Source organism: Desulfobacula sp. (assembly GCF_030145145.1).
Lineage (GTDB): Bacteria > Desulfobacterota > Desulfobacteria > Desulfobacterales > Desulfobacteraceae > Desulfobacula.
On sequence record NZ_JAQYWD010000061.1, the window covers coordinates 1 to 22097 of the forward strand.

At 43.4% G+C, this 22097-nt stretch carries 20 protein-coding genes and 1 pseudogene; 10 read left to right on the forward strand and 11 right to left on the reverse strand.

Features of this window, described 5'->3' with window-relative positions:
- Window positions 1-296: 296 nt before the first annotated feature.
- Window positions 297-560 (reverse strand): annotated as a pseudogene (locus Q1Q15_RS23860) (ISAzo13 family transposase); the annotation flags it as partial.
- A gap of 198 nt (window positions 561-758) precedes the next feature.
- Between Q1Q15_RS23860 and Q1Q15_RS23865 the strand changes: the two are divergent.
- From Q1Q15_RS23865 to Q1Q15_RS23905, 9 genes are all read left to right on the forward strand, one after another.
- Window positions 759-1433: a response regulator gene (locus Q1Q15_RS23865; RefSeq protein WP_300465162.1), complete on the forward strand. Its 675-nt coding sequence runs from the start codon at window positions 759-761 to the stop codon at window positions 1431-1433.
- Between the two features lie 38 nt (window positions 1434-1471).
- Window positions 1472-2983 carry a nickel-dependent hydrogenase large subunit gene (locus Q1Q15_RS23870; protein ID WP_300465163.1) on the forward strand — a complete coding sequence of 504 codons (1512 nt, stop codon included), beginning with the start codon at window positions 1472-1474 and terminating at the stop codon, window positions 2981-2983.
- Between the two features lie 55 nt (window positions 2984-3038).
- On the forward strand, window positions 3039-3971 hold the full coding sequence (locus Q1Q15_RS23875; RefSeq protein WP_300465164.1) for a hydrogenase small subunit: 933 nt from the start codon (window positions 3039-3041) through the stop codon (window positions 3969-3971).
- Window positions 3972-4027: 56 nt separating this feature from the next.
- Window positions 4028-5305, forward strand: a complete 1278-nt coding sequence (locus tag Q1Q15_RS23880; RefSeq protein ID WP_300465165.1) for a methyl-accepting chemotaxis protein — start codon at window positions 4028-4030, stop codon at window positions 5303-5305.
- A 62-nt stretch (window positions 5306-5367) separates the two neighbouring features.
- Window positions 5368-7029 carry a methyl-accepting chemotaxis protein gene (locus tag Q1Q15_RS23885; RefSeq protein WP_300465166.1) on the forward strand — a complete coding sequence of 554 codons (1662 nt, stop codon included), beginning with the start codon at window positions 5368-5370 and terminating at the stop codon, window positions 7027-7029.
- A 15-nt stretch (window positions 7030-7044) separates the two neighbouring features.
- Window positions 7045-10257 carry a hybrid sensor histidine kinase/response regulator gene (locus Q1Q15_RS23890; RefSeq protein ID WP_300465167.1) on the forward strand — a complete coding sequence of 1071 codons (3213 nt, stop codon included), beginning with the start codon at window positions 7045-7047 and terminating at the stop codon, window positions 10255-10257.
- Between the two features lie 78 nt (window positions 10258-10335).
- The gene (locus Q1Q15_RS23895; RefSeq protein WP_300465168.1) at window positions 10336-10779 is read left to right on the forward strand and encodes a chemotaxis protein CheW; all 444 of its coding nucleotides are present in this window, start codon (window positions 10336-10338) and stop codon (window positions 10777-10779) included.
- Between the two features lie 8 nt (window positions 10780-10787).
- Window positions 10788-11867 carry a chemotaxis response regulator protein-glutamate methylesterase gene (locus Q1Q15_RS23900; protein ID WP_300465169.1) on the forward strand — a complete coding sequence of 360 codons (1080 nt, stop codon included), beginning with the start codon at window positions 10788-10790 and terminating at the stop codon, window positions 11865-11867.
- Window positions 11864-12682, forward strand: coding sequence for a protein-glutamate O-methyltransferase CheR (locus tag Q1Q15_RS23905; RefSeq protein WP_300465170.1), 819 nt, complete (start codon window positions 11864-11866; stop codon window positions 12680-12682). The genes Q1Q15_RS23900 and Q1Q15_RS23905 overlap by 4 nt, the downstream gene beginning before the upstream one ends.
- Window positions 12683-12727: 45 nt before the next feature.
- Here the strand turns inward: Q1Q15_RS23905 and Q1Q15_RS23910 are convergent, their stop codons facing one another.
- Both Q1Q15_RS23910 and Q1Q15_RS23915 read right to left on the reverse strand, forming a co-directional pair.
- On the reverse strand, window positions 12728-13609 hold the full coding sequence (locus Q1Q15_RS23910; RefSeq protein WP_300465171.1) for a response regulator: 882 nt from the start codon (window positions 13607-13609) through the stop codon (window positions 12728-12730).
- 253 nt (window positions 13610-13862) lie between these two features.
- On the reverse strand, window positions 13863-14477 hold the full coding sequence (locus Q1Q15_RS23915) for a LysE/ArgO family amino acid transporter (RefSeq protein WP_300465172.1): 615 nt from the start codon (window positions 14475-14477) through the stop codon (window positions 13863-13865).
- Window positions 14478-14588: 111 nt separating this feature from the next.
- Between Q1Q15_RS23915 and Q1Q15_RS23920 the strand changes: the two genes are divergently transcribed.
- Window positions 14589-15470, forward strand: coding sequence for a LysR family transcriptional regulator ArgP (locus Q1Q15_RS23920; RefSeq protein WP_300465173.1), 882 nt, complete (start codon window positions 14589-14591; stop codon window positions 15468-15470).
- A 150-nt stretch (window positions 15471-15620) separates the two neighbouring features.
- Here the strand turns inward: Q1Q15_RS23920 and Q1Q15_RS23925 are convergent, their stop codons facing one another.
- From Q1Q15_RS23925 to Q1Q15_RS23960, 8 genes are all read right to left on the reverse strand, one after another.
- Window positions 15621-16169 carry an EF-hand domain-containing protein gene (locus Q1Q15_RS23925; RefSeq protein WP_300465174.1) on the reverse strand — a complete coding sequence of 183 codons (549 nt, stop codon included), beginning with the start codon at window positions 16167-16169 and terminating at the stop codon, window positions 15621-15623.
- Between the two features lie 32 nt (window positions 16170-16201).
- A complete protein-coding gene (locus Q1Q15_RS23930; protein WP_300465175.1) occupies window positions 16202-16336 on the reverse strand; it encodes a hypothetical protein in 135 nt (44 codons plus the stop codon).
- Window positions 16337-16435: 99 nt separating this feature from the next.
- The gene (locus Q1Q15_RS23935) at window positions 16436-16771 is read right to left on the reverse strand and encodes a 4a-hydroxytetrahydrobiopterin dehydratase (RefSeq protein WP_300465176.1); all 336 of its coding nucleotides are present in this window, start codon (window positions 16769-16771) and stop codon (window positions 16436-16438) included.
- Between the two features lie 649 nt (window positions 16772-17420).
- Complete coding sequence (gene yeiP, locus Q1Q15_RS23940) at window positions 17421-17987, reverse strand: elongation factor P-like protein YeiP (RefSeq protein ID WP_300465177.1); 567 nt, start codon at window positions 17985-17987, stop codon at window positions 17421-17423.
- A 148-nt stretch (window positions 17988-18135) separates the two neighbouring features.
- Window positions 18136-19080, reverse strand: a complete 945-nt coding sequence (locus Q1Q15_RS23945) for a threo-3-hydroxy-L-aspartate ammonia-lyase (RefSeq protein ID WP_300465178.1) — start codon at window positions 19078-19080, stop codon at window positions 18136-18138.
- A gap of 119 nt (window positions 19081-19199) precedes the next feature.
- The gene (locus Q1Q15_RS23950) at window positions 19200-19640 is read right to left on the reverse strand and encodes an MGMT family protein (RefSeq protein WP_300465179.1); all 441 of its coding nucleotides are present in this window, start codon (window positions 19638-19640) and stop codon (window positions 19200-19202) included.
- A gap of 44 nt (window positions 19641-19684) precedes the next feature.
- Complete coding sequence (locus Q1Q15_RS23955; RefSeq protein WP_300465180.1) at window positions 19685-21490, reverse strand: transposase; 1806 nt, start codon at window positions 21488-21490, stop codon at window positions 19685-19687.
- 17 nt (window positions 21491-21507) lie between these two features.
- On the reverse strand, window positions 21508-21858 hold the full coding sequence (locus Q1Q15_RS23960; protein WP_300465181.1) for a hypothetical protein: 351 nt from the start codon (window positions 21856-21858) through the stop codon (window positions 21508-21510).
- Between the last annotated feature and the right edge of the window lie 239 nt (window positions 21859-22097).

The window sequence follows — 22097 nt, forward strand, 5'->3', positions numbered from 1 at the left end:
TGTAGGTTTGAAGCATTATATTTTCCTTTTTTGGATGCAGCTTAACCTACGATATTTTTACCCAAAAGTCAAGTAAAACCCTTTAAAATAAGGCTTTTTGAAGCTTAATGTCAGGAGCTCTGAATTTGCTTTTTATTTTCTACAAATTACCAGTCCCGTTCTGAGTCCTTTTCAGTCAGTGACTGATAATTCCGCCACAATGGAGATCATCCAAAACCGGGGGCTAATTCATCAAATTTTTTTTTGTGAAACTGAACTCGTTCCCTATACCCCCAAATTCTTTCAATTGGATTTTATTTGCTGTGATATGGTGGATAGTAAGCCAGACTGATATTAACGGTTTTGGTTTTTGAGAATTCGATCAATCGTTTTATCCACTGACTTCTATAACTGCTATTTTCAGGACCATTGTCAAGATTAATCACAAGCGTATGAGGAATGAATCGCTTTTTTAACGAAGACCAAAAATCTTCTAATACGTCAATCATAAAATCAGGGGTTATAAAACTTTTTATAAAATACATATGATTTTCATCTAATGACGGTATGTTGATTCCAAAAAGCTTTAAAATACAGTCAGGTATTGTGCGACAATTATCTTGTCCTGTTAATCGTGATAAAACCCCGACACTACCCTTTATTAATTAATAAAGGTGCGGTTTACTGATCGCTTACTCAATTCCGCTGACTGCCGTCAGAACTGAAGCACCGAGGTTTTTCAACATTGTAGCAGCCATTTTTCGAACAATATTATCGATATGTATCTTGACAGAAACGAGCAAAACAACTTAATGTATCAAACGTCACATTTGTTATATATGTATTATGCAAATTTGCCCCCAATAATTGTTTTGATTTTTATGAAACTTGAAACCGAAATTATTAGTGTCACAGAAGCTGCAACGCTTTGCAAAGTCACAAGAGCGACTATATGGCGATGGATCAAGTCCGGTTTGCTTAATGCAGGTGTGACTGCGGGTGGTCACTATCGGATAACCCGTGAAGAGCTTCACAATCTTATCAAATCAAAAAAAATGGATTGCAGCTGTCGAGCCGATATCAACAAACAAAAAATTCTAATTGTGGATGATGACCCACCTGTGCAGAAACTGTTGGGTAAGGTACTCTCTCGCAAAGGATATGATTTGGCCTATGCCTCTGATGGATTTGAAGCAGGCATTAAAATAGTTAAATTTAAACCGCACATGGTCATCCTTGATCTTTTTATGCCAAAAATGGATGGATTTGAAGTCTGTCAGCAGTTAAAGAAAAGCCATGACACTTCAGCCATAAAAATAATTGCAATTTCAGGACACAAAACCAAGGAAAATAAAGAACGGATTTTAAGCTGCGGTGCGGATCGGTTTTTCTTAAAACCATTGGATATTAACGTTCTTATGAATGAAATACATCATTTAATCGGAACAGAATAAATAAAATTTTTTGATTATGCAAGAAATTAAGGAGTCCCATGAAAGTTGATATCGGTCCTGTAACCCGTTTGGAAGGGCATCTGAGTATTCATACAACAGTTGAAAACAATGTAATTACCGAGGCCAAAAGCGTCGGAGAAATGTTTAGAGGTTTTGAAGTCTTTCTCCGGGGCAGGGATCCTTTAGATGCCCAGCAGATAACCCAGAGAATTTGTGGCGTATGCCCCTACGCCCACGCGATAGCATCCTCCTATGCCCAGGAGAATGCATACCATTTAAACGTTCCGCCCAACGGCCGCATTTTGCATAATTTGATACAAGGGGCAAACCACCTCTATGATTATTTATTACATTTTTATCAGCTTTCTGCGTTGGATTTTGTAGATGTTACGGCAATACTCGAATATAAAGAGTCAGATTCTGATTTAATCGCTCTCAGGGATTGGGTGAACGCTGAAACCGGCTCAAAATCTCGTTTTCCGGCAGCACCCTTTTTGCCAAGACTGTCAGGGCGCTATATTTCTGATACCCAGACCAATATCCTTGCCCTGAAGCATTATATTGAATCTCTTGAGATTCAAAAAAAGGCCAACAAGGCCTCTGCTATTTTCGGTGGTAAGTTTCCCCATGCAACGGCTATTTTCCCAGGCGGATGCACCCAGGAACCCAATATCGATCATATTGCCTCATACCGCTCATTAATTTCTGAGGTTCATGATTTTATTCACAAAAAATATCTTCCCGATATTCTGGCCGTGGCCGGACAATTTCCTGAATACTGGCATATCGGTCAAAGCCGTGGCGGGTTTCTTTCATACGGGCTTTTGCCTTTTGGACCCGAGCTTGACAGTAAACGGCTGTTTGCACCCGGGGTGCTGTTGGACAATACTATTCGCCCGGTTGATTTTGATGCGATCCGGGAGGATATAAAATATTCCAAATATTCATCCCCTTCAGGTTTAACGGTAAAGGAGGGAGAATTAACCCCATCCACCCATAAACCCGGGGCCTATTCATGGGTGAAAGCGCCACGGTATCAAGGGAAAGTGATGGAGGTCGGACCGGCAGCCAGAATCCTGGTGGATTACCGTCAAAATAACAACCCTAAAATCAAACAATTGGTGGATAAATTTGTCGGCATTGCCGGCATTACGGTTGACAATTTAAATTCAGTGCTGGGAAGACATTTGTGCCGTGCCATATCGGCCGTGGTCATTGCGGATTTCCTGCTCGAAGAGACGGAACGGATTGATCTACAAGCGCCGTTTATGGCCGAGTATGACCTTCCGGAATCAGGGGAAGGATTTGGGGCCACTGAAGCATCACGGGGTGCCCTTCTCCACTATATTAAGATTAAAGGTTATAAAATAGAAAAATATGAATGTGTGGTACCCACCACCTGGAATTGTTCACCCAAGGATGACAGGGACCAACCGGGCGCTCTTGAATCGGCATTGGTGGGAACCCGTGTGGAGAACCCAGAAGAACAAATTGAGGCCAATAGAATTGTGCATTCTTTTGATCCGTGTCTGGCCTGTGCCGTGCATTAACAAACCGATCCGTATACAGGTTGAAATTTTTTAATTTTTCACTGAGGACAAATCTATGATAGATCGACGAGAATTTTTGAAAATGGCTGCTTGTTTAAGCGCCTCCTTTGGTATTACCCAGTTTCCCGGGATTGTTCATGCAGCCTTGAAAAAGATTGACCCCGCAAATGTTCCCAGGCTTCTCTATCTTCAAGGCCAGTCCTGTACGGGCTGTTCTATTTCTTTGCTCCAGGCAGAATCCCCCAATGCGGTTTCCATGATCACTCAATTTTCAAAACTTTCTTTTCACGCTGATTTGTCCGCCACATCCGGAAGACAGGCGCTGAACCTTATTGAAGAGTATATTTCAGGCCGCAACGGGGAATACTTTCTGGCAGTGGAGGGTGCCATCCCCTGGGACATGCCCGAAGCCTGTGTTATCGGAAACAAACCCTTTGCCGATTATTTAACAGCAGCTGCAAAAACCATGAGTGGTGCCCTAGCGGTGGGCACCTGTGCTACCCATGGCGGTATTCCTGCTGCAGAGGGCAATTTGACCGGTGCTGTCAGCCTGAAAGAATTTTATAAGCGCAAAAAAATAGATCCCCTGCTGATAGAAATCCCGGGATGCTCGGTGCATCCGGACTGGGTATGGAAAACCATCATTCACTTGGTACAGGTAGGCTTGCCAGAATTGGTCAATGGTCAGCCCAAATTGTTTTTCAGTCGTAAAGTCCATGAACTTTGTCCACGGTATCATGACTTTCAACAGGAAATTTTTGCCCGAAAACTGGGAGAGAAAGGATGCCTTTTCAAGTTGGGCTGCCTGGGTCCCGACACCTATGCAGACTGCCCGACAAGGTGGTGGAACGGTGGGCAAACCTGGTGTATCGATGCCAATGCGCCCTGTATCGGTTGTGCCTCCCCTCAGTTCGCAGCAAAAAAGAACTTTCCATTTTATAGATCATTTGAACAGGCAGCTTCCAGAATTTCGGAGGACAATAAATGAAGCTTAATTTAAAGGAGATGAGCATGTCTGCTTCGTTGGACCAGAAGAAAGAACCCATGTTTTCAGGATTACAGATTCGTCAGAAAATTGTTGCCGGCAGCTTTGGAATATTGATTGCCTTCATGGTTTTGGCTTTTATTATTATTGTCGTAAGGGAGAGGGGAGTAAGTGCCGAAAGCGCACTGTTCATCGAAAGACTACCAATCGTTTTCGGTGTTTTATGCGCAGCATTGGTTCTATCCGGTTATCTGCTGTGGGTGCTGGCCGGAAAAATTTCTCAACCGATCATTGCCTGTTCCGATTTTGCAATTGAAATCAGCAGGGGGAATTATTCTGAAGTCTTTAGTATTGAAAATGCCGGCGAGATCGGCGTAATTGCCGGCATTTTAAAGGACCTGGCAGTCAAGCTTGAGACAGAAAATAAAAATTCTAAACAGGCAAATTATAAACAGCAAGGTCTTTGTGAAGGGATCAAAGCCAATGCGAAGAAATTGCATGAAACCGTTGCTGGTATTTCAAGGTCGACAGCCAATCTGACAGAAAAATCTGAAAGTATAGCCAAAGAGTCAACCACGGTTGCGGCAGCTACAGAAGAGATGCGGGTTAATATCGCTTCTGTTTCACAGGCGGCTGAGTATTTACAAAAGAATATGGATTCAATAACCATTGTGACAGATGAAATGACCAGCACCATTGGCGAGATTACTAAAAATTCCGAAGAGGCCCGTTTGATAACGATGGAGGCTAAGTCGTGTGTCGATAAAGCCTTTAAAAAAATCGATATTTTAGGCAAGGCTTCTGAAGAAATTACCTCGGTCATTGATACCATTGTCGAGATTGCCGAACAAACAAAGCTGCTGGCTTTGAATGCGACAATTGAAGCGGCCAGAGCTGGAGAGGCTGGTAAAGGATTTGCCGTTGTTGCCGGGGAAGTGAAGGACCTGGCTGCCCAGACAAATGAAGCCACCCTAAACATTAAACACAAAATTGAAGCCATGAGCAGTTCCACTCAAAGCACGATAATAGAGATAAAAAAAATCAATGACGTGACACACAATATGACGAACATTGTAGAAACAATCGCTGCTGCAGTTCAGGAGCAGAGTGTTTCCAGCAATAATATCGCTGACAACGTCAGCGGAGCAGCGCTTCAGACCAGAGAGGTGAACTCCAATGTTGTTCAAACTGCCGCCGCCGCGTCGCAAATTACCAATGGCATGAGGAAGGTCAACGAAAATATTGTGGATATCCGACAGGCTTTGACTGATGTCAACAGCAGTTCTGAACACCTGACAACGGTGGAAAGGCTACTGCTCGATTCGATAACATCGTGAATTACGAATACTGACCACAGGATGAAAAAATGTAAACCTTATCGAAAAAAGAGGTTGTTTCCATGATCAAAAATGCTTTTACCAATCTACCATTTAATTTAAAAATACTGTTTCCCATTCTCGTTGTTCTCCTTTTTTCTCTGGCCATCGGCGGATATCTTATCAGTGATTTTGTAAAAAAACAGATGACCGCAACCTATATGGATTCAGTACAAACCCTGTCCCATTCAATCCAGGACGGTGTCAAGGGTTCCCTGGAGAGGGGTCAGATGCAAAATTTTAAAAAGCTGCTCTCCAATCAGAAAAAGATTAAAGGGGTATTAGAGGTTTCACTCTATGATCGGCAAGGAAAAATCAACTTATCCTCTTCTGAGCTCGATTCAGTTCCTGCTGATGTGCCGCCTGAAATATTGGGCAGGTTTTCTTCATTGCATGATCCGTTTCAAGTCATCAAAAATGATTCCGTCCTGATTTATACCCCCCAAATGGTCTCTGCTGATTGTATTCGATGCCACCCCACCTGGAGCATCGGCAAACAAGGTGGTATTATTTCACTTACCTATGATCTGACAGAACTTCACAATGCCCTGGATAAGCAACATTTCGTGCTGATCGTCGGTGTTTTTTTCTTCCTTGTCATTGTCAGTCTGTTCATCGTAGCAATTGCAAAATCAATCACCAAACCAATGGTCAGCATGACCGAATCCATGGAAAAACTTGCCGCCGGCAACCTTGAAATTGAAATCTCTACCCAGGAACAAACAGATGAAATCGGCAAGATGGCCAAGGCGGTTAAAATTTTTCAGGAAAACGCAATTGAGAAAAGACAGATGAAAGAAGAGCAGGAAAAAACCAAAATCAGGAATGAAAAAGAACAAAAAGAGATGATGGAGAAAATGACAACGTCCTTTCACTCCAGCATAGGAAAGGTCATCAATGCTATTTTAACTGCAGCAAAGGATTTGCAGGGGTCTGCCCTGAAAATGGACGAGACTGCCGATAAAACCCACCAACAGTCTTCATCTGCTGCTGCCACTTCCAAGCAGACGTCGACAAATGTTCTCAGCGTGGCGTCTGCCACAGAGGAATTAACCGCCTCAGTGGGAGAGATCAGTGAACAGGTGACCAGCTCGTCGGCAATTGCAAGAAGTGCTGTCAAAAAAGCACAGAACACCAATGAAATGGTGCGAAGCCTGACCACAGCCTCTCAAAAAATTGGTGATGTGGTCCAATTAATCACTGACATTGCAAAACAAACAAAGCTTTTGGCTTTAAATGCAACCATTGAAGCCACCCGGGCCGGAGAAGCCGGTAAAGGATTTGCAGTCGTTGCAAGTGAGGTGAAAGAGTTAGCGAAACAGACAACCGCAGCCACCACTGAAATCGCTGAACATATTAGCGGTATACAAAGCGCCACTCAGGATGCCGTTTCTGCAATTAACGGCATAACCGAAACAATTAATACCATGGATGAGATTTCAGCAATCATTGCCGTTGCAGTAGAAGAGCAGTCTTCTGTAACCAGCGACATTGCTGAAAGCACGAGCCAGGCGGCATCCGGCACTCAAGAGGTAACACAAAGCATTACGATTGTTACCCATGCCGCCAACGAAACCGGACAAGCCGCAAGTGAAGTGCTGACCAATGCTGATGAACTGTTAAAACAGGCCGATGTTTTGCAGGATGAAGTTGAAAAGTTCTTATCACAGATAAGGCCGAGTTAGGTAAAGAGGAGCCGCATGTCCAATATTGAAGACAAAGAAATTTTCAATGATTTTATCGAAGAGGCACTGGATCATCTTGACGGCATTGAAGATGACCTGCTCAGCATTGAGGAAGCGGGAGTTAACTTCAACGAAGAGATTGTTAACAAGGTATTTCGGGCCGTACATACCATCAAGGGAGGAGCCGGTTATCTGGGTCTTAAGAGTGTCGAAGAACTCGCCCATAACAGTGAAAATGTAATGGCAAAAATTCGTGCCATGGAGCTTATCCCTACACCCGGAATTATCTCAACATTGCTTGATGCCATGGATACCTTATCTACTTTAATCAACCGCCATGAAAGTTCAAATGAAATCGATATTTCCAGCAACTTGAGCAGCTTAAAGGCTATTTGTCTTGGAGATGCCCCGCAAGAGAATAGCAACCCAGAGAATAATAATATAGAGAAAAAAACATCGCCTGTCCCTGTATCATCTGAGAGCGCGACTATGATTTCCACTGATGATAAACCCGCATCCGAAAACAACCCGGTATTAATATCCTCATCGGCTGCGGATCTTTTGCTCAAAGTAGAACCATCCGTGATGGATGCGTTCTTTGAACAGGGAAGTTTTCTCTATGTTTTACAATACAACCTGTTAAACGATAGTGAATCCACAGGAAAAGACCATACAGAAATCCTAGAAGAACTCAAAGAAACCGGAGATGTTTTAGCCACGAATATTGACGAAGACGTTTCAGTTGAGCTGATTAAAGAAAATGGATGCCCACTTTTCGTTCTCTTTGCTGCCATATTGGAAAAAGACCTGATGGAAAATTTTTTCGATATTAATCCGGATCAAATTCAACTGATTACCCCTGATGACCTGGAACAGGCTGCTTTGCCTCCTTCCCCCTTACCCCGACAAGCGCAACCCGTTGAATCCGGGCCGGATTCAACTCCATCTGTCTTAACGGAAACAGTTGCTGTGAAAACAATGGAGAAACCGAACAGGACCCCGCTTAAAGATTCTTTAGCAAAAGCGGAACAAAAACCAGACAACCTGCGGGTCAATGTCAGACTGCTCGACAGTCTAATGACCCTGGCGGGTGAACTTGTTTTGACCAGAAACCAACTTGTCCAAGCCGTATCGTCCCGAAAGGTCACAGGTATCGACAACATTTCTCAACGTCTCAACCTGGTTACCTCCGAGCTTCAAGAAGCCATCATGAGCACTCGCATGCAGCCTGTAGGCAATGTCTTTAACAAATTTAAGCGCATCGTCCGTGATTTTTCCAAGAATCTTGGTAAAAAAATCAATCTCATTGTCGAAGGAGAAGAGGTTGAACTGGACAAAACCATTATTGAATCCATAGGTGATCCACTGACCCATTTGGTCAGGAACTCTATTGACCATGGTATTGAAATGCCTGAAGAGCGTATTGCAGCCCAAAAGCCTGAAACAGGTATTTTGCGAATAACAGCCTATCATGAAGGCGGTCAGGTGATGATTGCCATTGAAGATGACGGCGCCGGAATAAATATTGAGCGGGTTAAGGAAAAGGTCTTGACCATGGGACTGCGCGAATCCGCTTCCCTTGATGAATTAAGCGATAAAGAAATTGCAAACCTCATCTTTTTGCCCGGCATGTCAACAGCAAAAGAAATCACGGACATTTCAGGCCGGGGCGTCGGGATGGATGTTGTTAATACAAATATATCCAAAGTTGGCGGGACTGTCAATATTGACACGACTCCGGGCAAGGGATCTATGATAACCATTAAACTACCTTTGACCCTGGCAATTATACCCAGTTTAATTATCTCCGTGCAAAAAGAGCGGTATGCAATTCCCCAAGTCAATATGGTAGAGCTGGTAAGAATACCGGCAGCAAAGGTTAAGGAAAGAATCGAAAAAATCGGTTCTGCCATCGTTATGCGCCTCAGAGGTGAACTTCTGCCGTTGATTAAACTGACCGATGCCCTTGGTATTGAAGATCGATATTACGCCTCTGACGACACAGGCGAGCAGTTTCCGGACAAACGAACCCTCACAGAAGATCGACGGCAGGCACCAGTCGACAAAATCGTTCGGCAGGTTGATACGGAAAGTATCGTCTCTGACCCAGAAAAAAGGGCCTTTATCCCCGACAGGCGGACCAGCCCAATGAGTGCCTATAACATTCTGGTGGTCTCTGTGGGAGACTATCATTATGGTTTGATTGTGGATCAGGTGCTCGACTCTGAAGAGATAGTGGTCAAACCCGTCGGAACCCACCTACGTGACTGCGAGTGCTATGCGGGCGCTTCTGTTCAAGGTGACGGCAAGGTGGCGCTTATTTTAGATATCATCGGCATCAGCAAGATCATGAACCTGCGAACCGTTTCAAAATCTGTTCAGGAACAAGCCCAAAAGAGAGCTGAGAGCAAAATAGTGAAAGACACCCAATCTTTTTTGCTCGTCTGCAATGCACCTGACGAACAGATCGCCATTCCACTGGACCTGATATCAAGAATAGAATTGTGCAAAATAAAAGACATCAAGATCACCGGAGGTCGAAAAAATATTCAGTACCGCGGTGGCCCGCTGCCTCTGTTTAGCCTTGATGAGGTCGCTGATGTCGGCTCACCCAAGACAGACAGCCCAACCTGCTATATTATTGTATTTTCCATAAGCGGCAAGGAGGTGGGCATTATTATGTCAGAAATCATCGATATCATCAGGGGGACTTATATTATCGATGAAATGACCCACAAGCAGCCAGGTATCATGGGTTCAACCATTATTAACGAAGAAATTACCTTGCTGGCTGATCTTTATGGGGTCATCGACACCATTATGCCCGAGTGGACAAAAGCATTAAAGTCCAAAATAAAAGAGGACAGCCCCGGCAATATTTTAGTGGTTGAAGATTCCCCATTCTTCCTTCATCAAGTCGTATCCTTTCTCTCAGAGATCGGTTACAAACCGTTGACAGCGACGGATGGTGTGCAAGGACTGGAGGTACTGAACAGGGAAAAAATTGATATCGTGCTGACCGATATTGAGATGCCCAATATGAATGGACTGGAGATGACCAGAAAGATACGCGCTGATGAGCGGTTCAAGAATCTACCCATTATTGCAGTCACAAGTCTGGCCGGAGATGCTGCGGAAAAAGAAGGTAGAGATGCCGGCATTAATGATTACCTGGTAAAACTGGACCGCGAAAAAATAATTTCCTGCGTCAAGAAGTATCTTGTGTAGGGTGGATTCCTTATTGTTCAAGCGCACAGATAAAGGCAGCCGGATCCAAAACAAAACATTTTAACAGAGATAAAACTAATGATCAATATAGCTAACGAAAGTCTGGACATGGAACTTGCCCTTTTTCAAATCGGAGACATGCTCTGCGGGCTTGACACACGCCACGTGCAGGAAATCAACCATAACTTTAAAATTACCCCTGTTCACAGGGCACCTGAGTATGTTCGGGGCGTTATAAACCTTCGCGGTGAAATTGTCACTGTCATTGACTTGCATCAGAAATTTAGTATGCCCCCAAGTGAAGATAATGATGGCATCCAGGTTGTGTTTGTCCGCTATGAAAATGAGTGCATTGGATTGCTGGTGGATAATATTCACGATGTTGTCAGTGCAAACCACTTCGATATTTCCACTCCGCCGTCAAATGTTGACGGGATAAGTGGTGCATTTATCAACGGGGTCTATCGCATGGAAAAAGAGCTGGTGATTGTTCTTGACTTGGATGAGCTGCTTAAAAAATAGAGGCACAGATGTCCAAATGTTTATTAAGAGTTCTGGTCGTTGATGATTCTGTCTTGTACAGGAAAGTTCTGTCAGATGTCCTTTCCAACATTCCAGGTGTCCAAGTTGTTGGGACTGCCACAGACGGCAAGGTGGCCTTGGCAAAAATTCCTTATCTAAAAACAGACATGCTGACCCTGGACTTTGACATGCCTGAACTGGACGGGCTTGAGGTTTTAGAACATGTCAGGATTGATCACCCCGATTTGAAGGTAGTTATGGTTTCGGCCCATACAAAAGAAGGTGCCGCCATAACATTAAAAGCGCTTGAACTTGGCGCGTTGACCTTTGTTACCAAACCGAAGACCCAAAATCCTTTGGAAAGCAAAACTGTTCTTCTCGACCAGCTGGTCCCAATTGTAAAAGAGCTCATAGCCCAGATACAACCCTGTTTAGTCGACAACGGCCAGGCGATGCCAAACCCTATTGTCAGCGATCCTGCGCCAGGAAAAGGAACACCCCAGGCGGGGATTGGGCGTATCCAAATCGTTGCCATCGGTATTTCAACCGGTGGTCCCAAAGCATTGGCAGAACTTATTCCCAGTCTTCCCGAAGATTTGCGTACTCCTGTTGTCATTGTTCAGCACATGCCGTCAGAGTTTACAGCCGCATTGGCAGAATCTCTTAACCAGAAAAGTGCGTTGAATGTACTAGAGGCGAAAAATAGTATGGAGCTTAAGCGGGGCACAATTTTTATCGCCCCGGGAGGCAAGCAGATGAAAGTTGTACATGTTTCGGGAAAATCCATGCTTGAAATCAATGATGATCCGCCGGAGAATCACTGTCAGCCATCGGTAGACTATTTGTTTCGGTCGATATCAAAGGTGTATGGAAAACATGCCCTTGGTATCATCATGACCGGTATGGGGGCTGACGGGGTTCTTGGCTTGCGGTTGATGAAGCGGCTGGGCGCCCAGGTTATTGCACAGGACAAGCAAAGTTGTGTCGTTTTTGGTATGCCGGGTGAAGCTATCAATGCCGGTGTTGTTGACCAAGTTGTACCTCTTAACCGTATTGCAACGGAGATTGTACGACGGGTCGGGAGATGAGGATAACCGTCAAAGCGCTGATGGAGTTGGCAGTTATAGTCCGCAAACACAGTGGCATCGTTCTGAAGAAAAACAAGGCCTATCTTCTGGAAAACAGACTTCAACCACTTATTGAAGAATATTCTCTTTCTTCTTTTGAAGATCTGATTGCCAAGGCAAATGACTCCTCACAATTGACCAACCATATCGTTGATCTAATGACCACAAACGAAACCTCATTTTTTCGAGATAAAAGGCCCTATGCGCTATTAAAGGAAAAGTTGTTGCCGGATTGGCAGGTCAACTGGGGACAGGCGCGGGGCCATCTCAATATCTGGAGTTGTGCATGCTCAACCGGCCAGGAAGTGTATTCCATTGCCATAACGCTTATGGAGTATTTCAAAGAAAATTTTATCAACCACAATATCAAAGTTAAAGCCTCTGATATCTCAGATTCAGCCATCGTAAAAGCCAGCCGGGGCCAGTATTCAAACTATGAAGTCAGCCGGGGGTTGAATGCCGTTCAATTGAAAAGATATTTTACCCGGGAAGATGCGAACTGGAAAATACGAGATGAGCTGGGGAGTATGGTTCATTTTGAAAAAATGAACCTGTTGCAGCCGAAGGTTGAATATAAAAAATTTGATATTATTTTTTGCCGGAACGTGGCGATATATTTCAGCAAAACAGATCGCCAGAGATTGTTTCAAAGCCTGTCATTATGTCTGAATAAAAACGGCGTTCTGATCATTGGCGCCACGGAATCGCTGTTTGATATCCATAAAAAATGGAAAAGAGTGGATTACAATGGTACGGCATATTATATTCTCAAATAACCGTTCTGTCGCAAAAAAAGTGGGGAAAATTCACCTGTAATAATATCAGCCTAATATGGAAGAAACTCTTGCGATAAGTTTCTCAGGCTCGGTTGGTTTTACCAGATAACCCGACACCTTTAATTCCTTTGCTTTGATTATTTCATCTTTTCTGGAGCTTGAAGAAAGAATAACAAACTTTGAAGTTTTATCATACGCTCTGATTTTTGCAATGGCTTCAAATCCGCCCATTTCGGGCATATTAATATCCATGAGTGTTAAATCAGGATTAAATGTTCGATGAATTCTTATGGCCACCTCCCCATTTTCCGCCTCTTTTACATTCGCTCCTTCTGCTTTAAGAGTTTGGGAGATAATCTGCCTCATTACTCTTGAATCATCAACAAGGAGTATCTTTTTGTCCTTGATTTTGCTTTCGGCTTTTTCATCGAAATCTATTCTCAAAAAAATTCGTTCTGTTGAATTTTCTATCTCTGTGTCCTTAATATCAAGGCTGATGATATATCCCTGCAACGACTTTGAAAAGTCACTTTTGTAACTTTTTTTGTAAATGGGTGTGTCAAATTTCACTTTCAAGCCAATGCTGTCCCAGTCTGATATGGTTCGCCCAACCACTACATTTAAAAACTCATTTAATAAATCGGTAGAATCATCACCGATTTCTTTAAGTTTTCCCATTCCAAGTCTTTCTGCAATGGCAGAAGCAAGTGTTAAGGCGTCATGAACGCTGTTGAATGTCAGGACAAATTTTCCGATAACTTTTTTGTCATAATCCGTATAGGATATAATATGCGCAAATGGTAAAGCACCCTGTTCATCGAGAACCTGTCTTATTTCTGAATCAATAACCTTCAGGTAGGTCATCTGCTCTATGCTTGATTTATATGCATCAATCAGAATATCTATGTGCTCATTGAATTGGCTCATAAAGCCTCCATATGTGTTGTTAATTTGATAATTATACAGAGAATATTGATTGTTATCAAGTGTGAACCCCGATGTTGCATAAAAATTTGGAGGAAATTCTTAGTTTTCAAGCTGCTTTGTGTAACGAGCTCATAATTATCTTTGTCATAGAGTGAGAAAAAATTGTATTGTCCACCTCCAAGGGTGTGTTCCAGCCAGATCTCCTTATTTAAAGGGATTAACTGTGCAGACGGTGATTCCAATGTTTCTTTATCTAAATGGAAGCATTATGGATCATCAATGATACGGCGATAGCCCACATGGTTGCACACACCAAACTGTCGAGAATTCGCCAGGATATTTGTTTTTTGAACAGGGGCGCAAGCATCTGTCCCCCAAGACTAAGGCTGATAAACCATAGTGTGGAGGCAGAAACAGCTCCAACCCAGAAATATAGTCGGCTTTCCCCGTGGAATTGACTACTCACACTACCCAGGAGAATAACGGTGTCCAAATAAAAGTGCGGATTGAGCAGGGTGACAGCCAAGGTAGTGATAATGGCGGATTTCAGAGTCCGAATCGTCCGATCGCTTATATCCATGCTCCCTCCCCGCAAAGCAGAACGAAGAGATTCAAACCCATAGAAAAAAAGAAAACCGGCACCCCCCCATGTTACCCATTGATACAGGGTAGGATTGGATGAAACAGCCGTCCCGAAACCAGTGACCCCAACTGAGATGAATATGGCATCACAAACAATACAAATTAATGCAATTATAAAGTGGTGGTTTCTCCGAACCCCCTGAGACAGGACAAAGGCATTCTGTGCCCCAATAGCTACAATCAATCCCCCCCCGGTGCCGAATCCTTGTATAAATGGTGTAATCATTGGTACTCCTTGATGTGTGATATTTTATCTATTAATAATAAATAGGGTAGGAGGGTATAAAAGTAAAATTAATTGTTTTAATGTTCTATTAATTTTGCTAATTTATTTGTTATGTTCGATTATAAGCTCATTGAAGCATTGGCAATGGTTGCCCGGGAAGGCGGTTTTGATAAAGCTGCCAGGGCATTGTGCATCACCCAGTCTGCAGTTTCCCAGCGGGTCAAATTACTTGAAGAACTTACAGGACAGGTGTTGATAGCACGTACAACACCCCCTCGGGCAACATCATCCGGCCAAAAACTGCTAAAACACTATCTCCAGGTCAAGCGGCTTGAGGATGATCTGATGGAAAAAATTTGCGAACCGGCCAACAAAGGGTTTGCGTCCATATCAGTGGGTGTCAACGCTGACAGTCTTGCTTTTTGGTTTTTGGAGGCAATCCACCCCTTTTTACTTGAGGAACGGGTGCTCCTTGACATCCGGGTAGACGATCAGGAACAGACCCATCAGCTGTTGAAAGATGGTGAGGTCATGGGGTGCATCAGCACTCATGAGCAGCCCATGCAAGGGTGCCGAATCGAATATATCGGGTGTACAAATTACCACATGATGGCTGCGCCGGAATTTGCAGCCCGATGGTTCCCCAATGGACTTGCCATCGATGATATCCGCCAGGCTCCAGCCATTATCTTCGATCGAAAGGATGATTTGCATCACAAACTGCTTCACCAAGCCTTGGAGGAAGTGCCTGCCGCCATCCCGACCCACTATGTGCCATCTGTTGAGAAATTTGCAGAATTCATCGCTTTGGGGCTTGCTTATGGCATGCTGCCAGATCAGCAAAGCATGCCTTTGGTACGCAGCGGTCAGTTGGTTGATCTATCTCCTGGTTGCCATGTATCAGTGAAACTCTATTGGCATTGCTGGAATTTAAAATCAGATTTATTGGAAAAACTGACTCAGCATCTAAATCCAAAAACAAAAACACTGTAAAAAAACAGAAAGCTACACCAAAAAAAAGCCCTGTTCGTTCATGAATTCGTTCATGAATTCGTTCATGAGCAGGTATAGACAATGATTTTTTTGATCAAATATCTGCCAACGGTATGCAGGTCAATATCCATCTGAAGCCCCCCTTCCTATTTATTCAACATGCTTCATACCGTGGGCTTTTTTGAATTCATGCCACTCATCGTGGTCCAGGGCACCGCTCCTGTCAAGATCAATTGCGTTGAAAACCTTTGTCGCTTCGGATGCGTCCGGGAACTGGGCGTTGAATTCCACAGGGGTTACCAGATCATCTTTATCACTGTCCATGTCCGGGAAATGGGCATTGAAGCCTGACGGATCAGGCAGGCCTGTGGCATGGACATCTTTCTTACCATGCATTCCCATCCCCTTGTGCATTTCCTTAAAGCTGTGCCATTCGTCATGATTCAACATCCCGTCTTTGTCACTATCCAGGAAATCAAAGGCCTTTTGCTCCGTGGACGGGAAAGCACTTTTGAACTCTTTAAAACTAAGGCTGCCATTACCATCTGTGTCCAGATCAGATAAATGCGCCTTCAATGCCATGCCCCCGCCTTTATTGTAACCGTCTTTATGATGATAGGACTGACCACATAGTGCTGCGGTAGCGGATACCAATATAAAAAATAGTGCCAATGTCAAAAAAACCTTTATTTTCTTCATCGTATTATCTCCTTAATTACACGTTCTTTTAATCATTCTTGTCCACACCCACCGCAAACCATCTCGCATTTGTCCGGCACTCGTGATTTCCTCTCCTTTAATTGCGCGTGACATTCCGTACATCTGAGTTCAATGGCATTATTTTTATTATCGGCGTCATTTTTCATAATATCTTCCTTTTATAATCAAAATTGATACTGTTTGGCGCAATTTATTAGGATTACCTTGCCAAATCCAGCCGGTAATTTTTCAACTATTCGAATGCGCTATATAAGCCTGTCCGTCATGGCGGCCATGATAAAATCATTGATATGAAGCCCCTGTACCGTATGGGTCCACCAAGTCACACAAACCCTGCCCCACTCGGTTAAGATGGATGGATGATGGTCTGCTTTCTCTGCAATCTCTCCCAGTCTGTTGGTAAATGCCAGGGCCTGTTGAAAATTTTTAAACTTAAATTCCCTGTGTAATTTTTTCACGCCACTGATATCAACGATTTCCCAACCTGGAATGCTGGCTTTCTGGACCTTAATCTCGTCAGGGGTCATCGAGGGATCCCCCATCCGGCAGGATTCAAAAGGTCTAAGATGGAGATCCACCATGGGGCTGCTCCTTTTTTCTATTATAAATATTTTGCCGGCTTTTCATAATGTTAAATCTGGTTCATCATGCGCCTACCTGTTTTGTTGTGACAGGGTGACCTGCCATACCCGGTATTGAGAACAAATAGCATAAATTATACCAAAATATTTTAGAGGGGTGTTTTGTTATACTCAAAAAATAGTGGTTTTAGTGAAATGCCTTAATCCATGGTGATTTTCAGCATTCCCGATTTTTTGAGGCACGAATGGAGATCATCCTTGCGAGACAGTTTTGTAACATTTATATGTATCGTGGGATGGGACAGTTGTGATGCTGAGGCGTATTTTATTCTCAGATCAAAGATTCCATTGGGAGGGATCAAAATCAGGGATAGTCCACTCCTCTTTTTTAAGTATTAAAAGACAGGACTGTAAACCGTAATCTCGTCTTTTTAAAATATTTCAATTTGAAAAAATTGAACGTTTAGATCCGAAAAAAATAATTATTTTTCTATGGTCTCGAAATGAATTTTACAACTTTTTATTTTGAAAAACAGTATTTACACAAATCTGAAATAGCGTTTCTTTAAGACCATAAATAAAGCCTGAAAAACTGGGGCTAAAACGGAAAATAGTCAAGGTGCCCCTTAAATGCCTGAATTACTATAAATCAGGCTCGGGACATGAATTTTTTTGTTTCAGTATTGATCTTGATCATTTCCCCGACTTTAAGATATTCAGGTATTTGAACCTCAATACCATTTGAAAGGGTTGCAGGCTTTGTCCTTGCTGTTGCACTGGCCCCCTTTAATTCCGGAGCTGTTTCTGATATTTCAAAAACAAGGGATTTTGGAATTTCGAGGGCAACCATTTGTTCATCAATGATTAGGGCGACAAGGCCTTCCATGTCATCTGTGATCCAGATAAGCTCATCTTCAATTGCATCAGCTTCCACCATATACTGGAAATATTCCTTGCTGTCCATAAACACGTGGAGGGCACCGTCAGGGTACAGATATTGTACAGCTCTTTTCAGAAGGACTACCTCACTGATCATATCATTTCCCTTAAAGGTTTCTTCATATTTCTGTTTTGTCCGAATGTTGTTGAATCTTATTTTGTAAAGCGTTACAGCGCCTCTTGCAGATGGAGATCTCACATCAATATCTTTAACCATATAAGCTTCACCATTTATTTCCAAAACATTCCCTTTTTTTAAATCACAGGCCTTGGGCATTTTTAATTATCCTTAATTCTATATTTTTAAAACGTATCAATACCATTCAAGGCAGAAATTTGAAAGCATTCTTATTCATGTCTGAGGATAATGAGGTTCAGCCCGATGAGGCAAGGAAAAACTGATCACGTCATTGGCTTTTGCCTGTCTAATAATCAAGGATCAACTTCATGGTCTTTGCGTCAATATTCCCACCACTTAAAATAACCCCTGTTTTCTTTCCAGGAGTTATCTTCCTGCTTAATACCGCAGCCACGCCAAGGGCACCGGAGGGTTCTACAACCAGTTTCATCCTATAAAACAGGAATTGAACCGCTTTAATTATCTCTTCTTCTGATACAGTGACCATATCATCGACATATTTCAAGACAAGGGGAAAGGTCAGTTTGCCCAAGGAAGAGGTCCTCGTACCATCAGCAATGGTCGGAGGATTTTTAACAGATTGGAGGGTTCCGGTTTTAAAGGAACGTGCAGCATCATCTGCAACTTCAGGTTCGACACCAATGACAACACAGTCCGGGGTTTTTCCTTTTGCGGCAATAGCCGTACCGCTTAAAAGCCCGCCACCGCCGCAGGGAGTTAATACCATGTCCAGTGAATCGACCTGGTCAAACAGTTCCAGTGTGGCTGTTCCCTGTCCGGCAATGACATCGGGATGATCAAAAGGAGGGATAAGGGTCTGACCCTCTTTTTTCTGAATCGCTATTGCGATTTCCTCACGCGCATCTTTTTTGGGGTCATATTCCACTACATTTGCCCCATATTCTTTGGTTGCCGCCATCTTTGTTTCTGGTGCATTGGCAGGCATGATAATGGTGGTTTGGATATTTAGCATCTTTCCAACCAGAGCAACAGCCTGGCCATGATTCCCGGAAGAGTAAGTGATAACGCCTTTTGATTTTTCAGCTTCAGACAATTTAGAGATACTGTTGAAAGCACCCCTGAATTTAAAAGCACCTGTTTTTTGAAAATTTTCACATTTTAAAAAAATTTCAGCACCTGCAATCTTATTTAAAGTACCTGAAGTAAAAACAGGTGTTTTATTGGCATATCCGGACAATCTTTTGCGCGCATTTACTATATCACCAAACATGTGCAATCTCCTTGATCTGAGTTAGGCGCTCATTATTTCAGGTTTGCCAATACTTGTAAATAATTTGTGGTCAGGACAACTGAATAAAACTCCAGACAGGATTCAGCCCGCTGGGCTCCTTATAGGCAGTCAATGCACGCTCTTTTTGCCGCCTCCCATCCAACAATAGCTTTTTTCCTTGAAAAGCCCCACCGATATTGATGAATTTTACCTGATTTAGAAATAACCCTATGGCATGGTATCAAGTATGCGACTGGATTAATGGCAATGGCGCTGGCAACGGCTCTAAATGCTTTTGGACGGCCAATATATTCAGCAACATCTTGATAACTCACCACATTTCCGCTGGGTATCTGCAATAAAGCCTTCCATACATTAATTTGGAAATTTGTACCTTTGATTAAAAGATTAAATGGGCGGGGTTCTTTGGTCTTGTCGAGATTGAATATTTGATTGAAAAGAGGATCAATTGATTGGGGATTTTCACTGAACACTGCTCCTGGCCATGTCTCAAAAAGTTGTTGGAGGGCATCTGATTTATTGCTTTTTCCTATTATCACAAATAACGGTTGGCACAAAATTTGATAGTGACCCTCAGGTTTCTTTATGCCATAGCGTGACAGTCAGCGACCAACCGGGTGATTAAATTTGGAAGAACCTTCATTTTGATAAGTTTTCGAAACCCAGGCAATATTCTATCTACATCAGATGCTGGTTCTAATTCATTAATGCACGAATGTTTTTCAAGCTCTGCAAACAATTCTTCAAGACGATTTTTGCCATTGAGAAAAAGCTCCATGTACTTGGGATTATCAAGATTTTTAATTAAAGGTGTATCTGCCAGCATTGCCTGAAGAACTCTGTGCATTGAGTTGTTTCCGCTTTTACGACGATGTCCACGGCGTAGATTGCGGAAGAATTGTTCAAGCATATTATTGGTACGCTGAGGGTAAATGGTCACGCTACCCGACGATGTCTTTACCTCTATGGGATTGGCAAACAACTTTTTACTGTATTTGTCGATTTGTTTTCCAACGTTGCAGCAAAGTGTATCACCAGCCAATGTTTGATCCGTTTGAAGCCGGGAACGAAATTGTTGAACGCCTTGTTGAATATTTGCCATGGATTGATATGTACCCTCGTCATTAAGCCCCTTATCGCTGCCAGGTTCTGCGATGCGCATCTTTTTACGAAGATCGTCAAAGAGTTGGCTGCGCCATTGCAGCTCTTTAACGGATTGAGCAAATGCCGGATCTTTTACAACGTTTGAGACCTTATCCGCAAGCTTGAAAAAAATTCGATTGCCAATCCGGTCGTTGTCGGGCAGCCATTGTTGAACTTCTGGCAGGTAATTGCTTAAAGTCAGCAGTCTTTGGGCAAATTCCAGCAGCGGACGATCGAACGGGAAACCTAAGCCGCTGCCACTTTTTTTGCCATGCAAACACCACAGTGCCAGTGAATATGCAGAAATCAAGGATGTCTGTTGAATATCCCCAAAATTCTTCCCTTCTTTGATGGCTACTGCCAACCATGCGGTGTCAGCACTTTGTTTTTCAATATATTGGCGTGCCTGTCGGATCAAGGCATTCAAATCCGTAGTGGCCGAATGAGCTCTCAGAGTTTTACGGAGTTGGCCATAGGCCGGATTGAGTAAATCTTTGCCCACATCCCGCAGAAAGTGAAAATGGCAGATAAAATCTTGGGTTTCCGGGAAAACCTGGGCCACCGCTTTGAGAATACCGGTCCCCATGTCATGGACGCAGGCAATCGGCACACCATAGTCACATTTCAATTGTTGCAGGAATGGGGCAATGCTATCGGCATGCTCGCTGGGAATTTTTATGTTGCCCAAAACAAACCGGCTTAAACCATCCATGCCGGTCATCAATGCAGGCGCATCCCCTTCGTGGGTTGCGTCCAGATGCAAAATATAGCCACCGTTCTGCCGCATTGCCTGGTTTATCTGCGGAGTAGCCCGGCGATGCCCAAGAGCCAGATATGTGATAAATTTACGTCCCAGATATTCTATCTCCGAAGGAGAGAGGGTCACATGACGGGTTTGTAAATCCCGGCGAACCTGCTCTGTGGTTCGATGGCGTTGAAAAAGGCTTTGCCCTGCAAAGACAACAACATCCCAGGCCACAGTACAATGTTTGGCAACCAACCGCCGCAAGGCTTGGGATTTAAACACACTATTGCAGTGCGGGCATTTTAACAGGGTTTCGTGAGCAATAAATGGTCCTGTCATACTCATCACTTTCTTGCACCTTGTTTTTAGAACTACAAGTGCTGTTCCACACTGACATATCGTGTGATCCGGCCTGAACCGGATGACCGGAGGTTTCGGAAACAATGCACCCGGCAATGTCTCTTGCGTGAGTTGACCAAGCCATTGGCCCAGCGCAATCAAGGCTTTCTCTCCAGAATTCAGGCTTTTTTTTTAAAACCATGCTGTTCAAAAAGCATCTGAACCTGTTCGCTTTTAATAAGGACACCCGTACGACGGGATATTGTTTGGGCCAACTGATGAATTTTAGCTTCAGGGGTGCGGATAAACTCTGCAAGTACCAATACCGCCATCTCTGCCGGCAACCTGGCAGGGTGTGCTTTTGGTATCGCCTGGCGCTGGGCTGAAGCAGTTTGCGCATCGGCTGCCAGGTAAACGTATGACCGGCCTAATTTTTGACGCTGCAACCGACCTTCCCGGTATAATTTGACCAAAACAGCATGACAGCGGCATTGAAGCTTTTCTCCGATTTGCTCCGCAGTCAGCCCCATCGGGCTCTGCTCCGTCAGCCGGACAAGGGTAAGAGTCAGAGACCCTTCACGTGAAAACCCAATCTTTTTGTGGAACCATAATCCATCTTGCTTAAAGCGGGGAATCGAAGCAAATGATAAGTAAGTAAAGTATCTTTGATGTCGTTTAGATTCAGCGCTTTAAGAATAAATAATAATGCGTAAGTAAAAGTAAAACACACACATCGGTCATCTCCCTACGTGATAAAGTATAGCATCAA

Coding starts and splice junctions, on each gene's coding strand:
- Q1Q15_RS23865 (WP_300465162.1), top strand. CDS start 759: ATGTATCTTGACAGAAACGAGCAAAACAACTTAATGTATCAAACGTCA.
- Q1Q15_RS23870 (WP_300465163.1), top strand. CDS start 1,472: ATGAAAGTTGATATCGGTCCTGTAACCCGTTTGGAAGGGCATCTGAGT.
- Q1Q15_RS23875 (WP_300465164.1), top strand. CDS start 3,039: ATGATAGATCGACGAGAATTTTTGAAAATGGCTGCTTGTTTAAGCGCC.
- Q1Q15_RS23880 (WP_300465165.1), top strand. CDS start 4,028: ATGTTTTCAGGATTACAGATTCGTCAGAAAATTGTTGCCGGCAGCTTT.
- Q1Q15_RS23885 (WP_300465166.1), top strand. CDS start 5,368: ATGATCAAAAATGCTTTTACCAATCTACCATTTAATTTAAAAATACTG.
- Q1Q15_RS23890 (WP_300465167.1), top strand. CDS start 7,045: ATGTCCAATATTGAAGACAAAGAAATTTTCAATGATTTTATCGAAGAG.
- Q1Q15_RS23895 (WP_300465168.1), top strand. CDS start 10,336: ATGATCAATATAGCTAACGAAAGTCTGGACATGGAACTTGCCCTTTTT.
- Q1Q15_RS23900 (WP_300465169.1), top strand. CDS start 10,788: ATGTCCAAATGTTTATTAAGAGTTCTGGTCGTTGATGATTCTGTCTTG.
- Q1Q15_RS23905 (WP_300465170.1), top strand. CDS start 11,864: ATGAGGATAACCGTCAAAGCGCTGATGGAGTTGGCAGTTATAGTCCGC.
- Q1Q15_RS23910 (WP_300465171.1), bottom strand. CDS start 13,609: ATGAGCCAATTCAATGAGCACATAGATATTCTGATTGATGCATATAAA.
- Q1Q15_RS23915 (WP_300465172.1), bottom strand. CDS start 14,477: ATGATTACACCATTTATACAAGGATTCGGCACCGGGGGGGGATTGATT.
- Q1Q15_RS23920 (WP_300465173.1), top strand. CDS start 14,589: ATGTTCGATTATAAGCTCATTGAAGCATTGGCAATGGTTGCCCGGGAA.
- Q1Q15_RS23925 (WP_300465174.1), bottom strand. CDS start 16,169: ATGAAGAAAATAAAGGTTTTTTTGACATTGGCACTATTTTTTATATTG.
- Q1Q15_RS23930 (WP_300465175.1), bottom strand. CDS start 16,336: ATGAAAAATGACGCCGATAATAAAAATAATGCCATTGAACTCAGATGT.
- Q1Q15_RS23935 (WP_300465176.1), bottom strand. CDS start 16,771: ATGGTGGATCTCCATCTTAGACCTTTTGAATCCTGCCGGATGGGGGAT.
- yeiP (WP_300465177.1), bottom strand. CDS start 17,987: ATGCCCAAGGCCTGTGATTTAAAAAAAGGGAATGTTTTGGAAATAAAT.
- Q1Q15_RS23945 (WP_300465178.1), bottom strand. CDS start 19,080: ATGTTTGGTGATATAGTAAATGCGCGCAAAAGATTGTCCGGATATGCC.
- Q1Q15_RS23960 (WP_300465181.1), bottom strand. CDS start 21,858: ATGGGGCTGACTGCGGAGCAAATCGGAGAAAAGCTTCAATGCCGCTGT.